This window comes from Halalkalibacter kiskunsagensis (assembly GCF_037027555.1).
GTDB lineage: Bacteria > Bacillota > Bacilli > Bacillales > Bacillaceae_D > Halalkalibacter > Halalkalibacter kiskunsagensis.
Genome location: NZ_JAXBLX010000053.1, coordinates 23,927 through 30,429 on the forward strand (window position 1 = coordinate 23,927; position 6,503 = coordinate 30,429).

The window sequence follows — 6,503 nt, forward strand, 5'->3', positions numbered from 1 at the left end:
CAAGCTTATTACACAAATCGCTTTCTTTTAGAAGAAGCCGGAATTCCTAATTCATCTCGGTACTTGGCAATCGCTCTTCTTGAAACGATAATATCCTTTTCTGCCTGCATCCAGCTTACAATCTTTGAATCTGAAAGTGGCTTTTGCTTATTTTCAGAAGCAATCAACTCTTTCATCCAATCTTTTATTTGGCGACTAGATGCCAATTCACCGAATCCATTTTGAACCGATGATGAAAACAACGACTTTAATTCAATGATTCCCCTTGGTGTGTCAGCAAATTTACTCGTAGTGGCTCGGCTTACGGTTGATTCATGGACACCAATCTCATCTGCTATTTCCTTTAATGTAAGTGGCTTTAAAATTCCCTTTTTATTTAAAAAATAATCCCTTTGATGTTTCGCAATTGCTTCTCCTACTTTGACAATAGTCTGCTGTCTTTGCTGAATACTTTTCATCAGCCATTGCACTTGTTGTACTTTTTGTTTCGCGTAATGAGTTGCTTCATGATCCTGCTCATTCTGTAGCAATTGTTCATAATGATGGTTCAGGCCTACACTTGGGATCAAATCATCCTCTACATGCACAAGCAAATCTCCTTCATATGGAACGATTCTGATTTCGGGTCTGACATATTGAACTGGATCTGCTACAAATTGACTTCCTGGTCTAGGGTCTAATGTTTGAATAACGTCATTCACCTCTTGCACATCTGCAACCGTAATACCAAGCTTTTTCGAGATCTCTTTCCACTTTCGAGATGCAAATTCTTCCATGTAATATGAAATCACCTGCTCGGCTATTATGTGAGGAGTATCGAGTCTCTGCAATTGCAGCAATAAACACTCTTGTAAATTTCGTGCACCAACACCGGCAGGATCGAAGCTCTGCAAGGTGTGTAATATCGTTTCTCCTTCTGCTAGTGAAATGTGTAACTCATCACAAATCTCTTGAATTGGCCTCGATACATACCCGTCTTCTCGCAAGCTGAAAACTAAATATTCAATTTCTTTTTTTCTTTTATTTGTTAGATTTAATTCTTGAATTTGTTGTAGCAAATACTCACTTAAACTCATTCTATCGATATGGGCATAATCAATTGGTGAGGGCTGATCTGTGGAAGCTTTTGAATAAGTAGAATACGTTTGTTCAGCTAATCCAGTCGGTTCCTTCACATCTAGTAGTGGGTTCTCAAGTGCTTGTTCCTGAATATAGGTTGAAAGCTCGAGTGCTGAAAACTGCAACAAGTGGATCGCTTGACGTAATTCTTGCGTCATAACCAACCCTGTTGTCTGCTGTTGATAAAGACCAAATTGCACCTGTGTTCCCCTCCCTTCATTTTTTCATTATAAAGAGTTATCACTTTAACGAAAACGCTTTCTAATGCTTATGCCAATACTAGTTTATTTCATTCCTTATCTTATTATAATTCATTCAATTCTTGAAAACTATGTTTAATCATTCTTAAAATATCGTTTAGATTATTTAAAAACGGATATTATGAAAGGAGGGTTTAAATAACTTCATATGGAATAGTATGTAGTAGGAGGCTATTTTACTTTTTTACAATTGTTGAACACCTTCTTCAAGCAAAGAAGTGTTTTCATTTGACCTTCTTTGACCATTTAGGTATGATGTACATAGCTCACTTATTTGAACACATTTGGGTTCACTAAAACAAAAGGAGGATTTTACATGAACTTAATTCCTACAGTTATTGAACAAACAAACCGAGGCGAGCGTGCATATGACATTTACTCTCGTTTGTTAAAAGATCGTATTATCATGTTAGGAAGTGCGATTGATGATAATGTTGCCAACTCGATCGTAGCTCAATTGCTTTTCTTACAAGCAGAAGATCCAGAAAAAGACATTTCAATCTATATTAACAGCCCAGGTGGATCGATCACAGCGGGTATGGCAATCTATGACACAATGCAGTACATAAAGCCAAAGGTATCAACGATTTGTATTGGTATGGCTGCCTCAATGGGTGCATTCTTACTTGCTGCTGGTGAAAAAGGCAAGCGTTTTGCCCTTCCCAACAGTGAAGTGATGATTCACCAACCACTTGGTGGAACACAAGGTCAAGCATCTGATATCCAAATTCACGCAAAACGCATTATTGAAATGCGTGAAAGCTTAAACAAAATTTTAGCAGAACGTACAGGTCAACCAATGGAAGTTATCGAACGCGATACGGACCGTGACAACTTCATGATTGCTGCAAAAGCACAAGAGTATGGTTTAATCGACAAAGTTATTCCAGCATCGAAATAGAAAGACTTGGCCACTGCCAGACTGCCTTTTTTTTGAGAAATGTGGTTTACCACTCTCACAAACGAAGGTCAGGTTCAGGCGGTGGCTTTTTTTGCTTGTCTGCAGTATTTAACAATTTGATACAAAAAAAACACCGTTCACTTATAAAAGGAATCGGCGTCTTTTCGTTCATTATTCAGTTTCAATAAAAGCGCTTAACGTTTCAAGTGCCTCAGTTTCGTCGTTTCCATCTGTGACAAGGGTAAAAGTTGTGCCACGGCCTAACGCTAAGCTCATTAACCCCATAATGCTTTTTGCATTTACTTTTTTATCATTTTTCTCAATGAACACCTCTGATGAAAACCGACTTGCTTCTTGCACAAATAGTGCAGCTGGCCTTGCTTGTAACCCTGCTTTTCGTTTCACTGTTACTTCCTTTTTTACCATATGAATCTCCTCCTCAAGCTTTTTCATTTTTTTTCATGTTTCAAATGCTTGACCATTTCTGAGTTTGTCTGCAATTTGGTCGATTTTGCGTAAGCGATGATTCACACCGGATTTGCTCACTGTTCCTCCATCAACCATTTCTCCTAATTCTTTAAGAGTGACATCCTGGTGCAACACACGCAATTCAGCAATTTCTCTTAATTTAGGAGGAAGTTGATCGAGACCCATTGTCCGATCGACATATCGAATATTCTCCACTTGTCTAAGTGCTGCCCCAACCGTTTTATTTAAATTTGCGGTTTCACAGTTGACTAGACGATTAACAGAATTTCGCATATCTTTCATGATTCGAACATCTTCAAAATAAAGCAACGCTTGATGAGCACCGATAATATTTAAAAACTCGATAATTTTCTCGCTCTCTTTCATATACGTGATGAAGCCCTTTTTACGTTCCAATGTTTTTGCATTTAATTGATACTCGTTCATCAATTCACATAATGAATCATTATGTTCCTCATAAATCGAGAAAATTTCTAAGTGATATGATGAAGTCTCTGGATGGTTAATGGATCCTCCTGCTAAAAACGCACCTCGTAAATAAGCTCGCTTGCAGCAGGTTTCTTTCGTAAGTTCCTTTGAAATCGTACGATGAAAGACAAAGCCTTCGCCTAAAATTCCTAAAAGCTCCAATAATTCTTTTGCCTCGTGCTGCATACGAACAAGATACACATTGTTCTTTTTTAATCTCATCTTTTTTCGAACAAGAAGCTCGACAAACATTGAAGGATACACTCTTTTAATAAGTGTATAAATTCTTCTTGCAATCGCTGCATTCTCTGTCGTAACATCTAATCCAAGTTTCATTTGACTGAACGAAAGAGAACCATTCATTCGAATAAGTGCAGCTAACTCTGCTGTCGCACAGCAGTCGTCTTGTTCTAGTTGTGTCAGTTCTTTCTTTGTTTTGGCTGCAAAAGACAAGGTCCTCACTCCTTTCAGCCGCGTAGCTTATCTGCCTTATGTTTGCACAAACCATAAATATGAAAACAAGAAAAAACTTTTGATCTAAAGCAATTCCCTACACGTTCAGTATCCATTTATCAATATACGGTTAAGCTGACATGTAAACTGGGTATAGATCGGAGCCACACATTCCGTCTTCAATCCTATATCCAATCACACACGTAAAATTGCTTTTGACACCTTCGTTGCATCATGCCTCAGCATACTTCCTAATTCTGTCACAAAATGATCACGAATAATCGAAACCCCTAAAGATTGTAAGCGCTCTTCATCAATTACAACTGGAACAGCCCCTTCTTCAGCATAACGCAACTGAACCTCAGCGGAAACCTTTGAACCATGTACGATTACTTCATCTACTAGTTCGGTACCACAGTGGTCAATAATCGCTTGAAGATGATCGGCTGCAGAATATTGATCCGTCTCACCACTTTGCGTCATCACATTACATATATATACTTTACGAGCTTTTGCCTGTTCTATCGCTTTCACAACTCCTGGCACAAGTAAATTCGGGAGAACGCTAGTATACAGGCTTCCAGGCCCTAACACAATGATATCAGCTTCTTCTATCGCTCTTATACTCGATTGTAAAGGTGTGACATCCCCTGGTGTTAAAAACACTCGCTTAATTCGCTTTTTCTCAAGTGGAATTAATGACTCACCTGTGACAACAGTCCCATCTTCCATTTCGGCATGAAGAACAATGCTTCGATTCGCAGCTGGATAAACATTTCCTCTTACATTTAATACTTTACTTAATTCTACAATCCCTCGTGAAAAATCACCAGTAATAGACGTCATTCCTGCTAATAAAAGATTGCCTAGAGAATGACCCGATAACCCATTTCCATTTGAAAAGCGATGTTGAAATAGCTCCTCAACAAGTGGTTCCACTTCCGCTAATGCAATTAATACGTTTCTTACATCTCCAGGAGGAGGAATGTTTAGTTCTTTTCGCAGGCGACCGGAACTACCGCCATCATCGGCAACTGTTACAATAGCAGATATTTCTACTGGGAACGTTTTTAACCCTCGTAGCAACACTGATAAGCCGGTTCCTCCTCCGATCACTACAACATTTTTTTTGTTCACTTCGATGGTTCCTTCCTTTTATCTTTATCAATATCTCGATGGCTTACATGAACAATATATTCATTCGCGAAAGCTTCAGCAAAGTATTCTGCCAATGTAACAGAACGGTGCTTCCCGCCAGTACACCCAATCCCAATCACTACCTGACTCTTTCCTTCACGCTTGTATTGCGGAAGCATAAACTTGAGCAGATCCGTTAATTTTTCTATAAATTGCTGCGTCTCTGTCCACTTCAACACATAAGAGGACACTTCTTTTTCAAGACCCGTTTTTGGTCTCATATGATCAATATAGTGCGGGTTAGGAAGAAAACGAACATCAAATACAAGGTCCGCATCAATTGGCATCCCGTATTTAAAGCCAAACGACATGACATTCACGGAGAAGGGATGACGCTCGTTTAGTGAAAATCTTTGAATGATTTTCTCTCGTAACTGAATCGGTTTCATCTCTGTCGTATCAATAATTTGTTGGGATCTGCCCTTCATTTCTTCTAGCATTTCACGCTCTAATCGAATTCCTTCTAGTGGCAACCCATTTGGAGCAAGTGGATGTGATCGTCTTGTTTCTTTATAACGCTGAACCAATTTTGCATCCTTTGCATCCAAAAAGAGAATTTGCAATTTAAAGTGAAGGTGTGGCGAAAGACTAATCATATCGATTGCTTCGAAAAGATGATCAAAAAACTTTCGACCACGCAAATCGATCACAAGTGCCACTTTATTCATTTTTCCATTCGAGCCTTCAATTAGCTCGATAAACTTAGGAATGAGGGCTGGAGGTAGGTTATCGACGCAAAAATAACCTAAGTCCTCGAAGCTTTGTACAGCAACTGTCTTTCCTGCTCCAGACATTCCCGTAATAATCACAATTTGAATTTGTTCCTGCTCGATCGTCAACCTCTTCACCCCTTTATTTACTCTGTTGTTAATCGATAAGAGACTAAATCAAAGTCTGGTGTATAATAGCACGTTCCATGCATAACGCCTTGTTGAGATAATACATGTGAAAACATGTGTCTGTCTCCAGCTGCCATAGGTAACGTTACGACTTCGCTTTTGTTCTTCCAAGCCAATTTGCCTTCTGGTGATTGTTCAAATATCTGCCCTTTGTAGCTAGTTGCCTGGAATGTGAACATCATCCATTCGTTAACCGGCTGGTCATTTTCTACAATCACGATTGTGAATACTGCACGCAAGGTTACATTTTCGACCTGCAAACCTGTTTCTTCACGAAATTCACGTTCTGCTGATTCTTTTATCGTTTCACCAAGTTCCATCTTCCCGCCTGGTGCAACCCACCAGCCTCGACTTGGTTTTTGTAATAATAATACTTTATCGCCTTGTGTTAAGACACAATTCGTAATCCGTTGCAACCGCCTCACCTCACGTTCAATAACTTTATTATACAATTAATTGAAAGGTCTAACAATTGCTAGAATCAGGGAACTTTTTTTGAACAGAGGAAAAAGACGGAATAAAAAAAAGGGCACGGACAAAGTGTCCGTGCAAATTATATAAAAAAGGGGGTCAATTACTTAATTACATCTTACCCTTTTTATATTTCAACCGTGTTACAGAAGCATTAACGATTCAATACAAAAAGGATGATTTTACCTTTTTGTATTGAATCGAAGCGATGAGCGGAGCCGATGCCTTCTTTTCAGCCTTTTGGAA

Annotated in this window: 7 protein-coding genes; 1 reads left to right on the forward strand and 6 read right to left on the reverse strand. The window is 38.9% G+C overall.

The genetic code is table 11. The features are described from left to right. Nucleotides 1-8: 8 nt before the first annotated feature. A complete protein-coding gene (gene rpoN / locus SLH51_RS21215) occupies nucleotides 9-1,319 on the reverse strand; it encodes an RNA polymerase factor sigma-54 (RefSeq protein WP_335963520.1) in 1,311 nt (436 codons plus the stop codon). A 376-nt stretch (nucleotides 1,320-1,695) separates the two neighbouring features. On the opposite strand from rpoN, the gene clpP reads away from it, so the two are divergent. Beyond that, nucleotides 1,696-2,280, forward strand: coding sequence for an ATP-dependent Clp endopeptidase proteolytic subunit ClpP (gene clpP, locus SLH51_RS21220; RefSeq protein WP_335963522.1), 585 nt, complete (start codon nucleotides 1,696-1,698; stop codon nucleotides 2,278-2,280). A 171-nt stretch (nucleotides 2,281-2,451) separates the two neighbouring features. On the opposite strand, the gene SLH51_RS21225 is transcribed toward clpP, so the two are convergent. The 5 genes from SLH51_RS21225 to SLH51_RS21245 all read right to left on the reverse strand — a co-directional run bounded on the left by SLH51_RS21225 (nucleotide 2,452) and on the right by SLH51_RS21245 (nucleotide 6,202). Then, complete coding sequence (locus tag SLH51_RS21225) at nucleotides 2,452-2,706, reverse strand: HPr family phosphocarrier protein (protein WP_335963523.1); 255 nt, start codon at nucleotides 2,704-2,706, stop codon at nucleotides 2,452-2,454. A 33-nt stretch (nucleotides 2,707-2,739) separates the two neighbouring features. Next, entirely contained in the window at nucleotides 2,740-3,690 is a 951-nt protein-coding gene (gene whiA, locus SLH51_RS21230; protein ID WP_335963524.1) for a DNA-binding protein WhiA, read from the reverse strand. Between the two features lie 195 nt (nucleotides 3,691-3,885). Beyond that, entirely contained in the window at nucleotides 3,886-4,827 is a 942-nt protein-coding gene (locus tag SLH51_RS21235) for a gluconeogenesis factor YvcK family protein (protein WP_335963525.1), read from the reverse strand. Then, the gene (gene rapZ, locus SLH51_RS21240) at nucleotides 4,824-5,720 is read right to left on the reverse strand and encodes an RNase adapter RapZ (protein ID WP_390183784.1); all 897 of its coding nucleotides are present in this window, start codon (nucleotides 5,718-5,720) and stop codon (nucleotides 4,824-4,826) included. The genes SLH51_RS21235 and rapZ overlap by 4 nt, the downstream gene beginning before the upstream one ends. A 23-nt stretch (nucleotides 5,721-5,743) precedes the next feature. After that, the gene (locus tag SLH51_RS21245; RefSeq protein WP_335963527.1) at nucleotides 5,744-6,202 is read right to left on the reverse strand and encodes an NUDIX hydrolase; all 459 of its coding nucleotides are present in this window, start codon (nucleotides 6,200-6,202) and stop codon (nucleotides 5,744-5,746) included. Nucleotides 6,203-6,503: the final 301 nt, after the last annotated feature.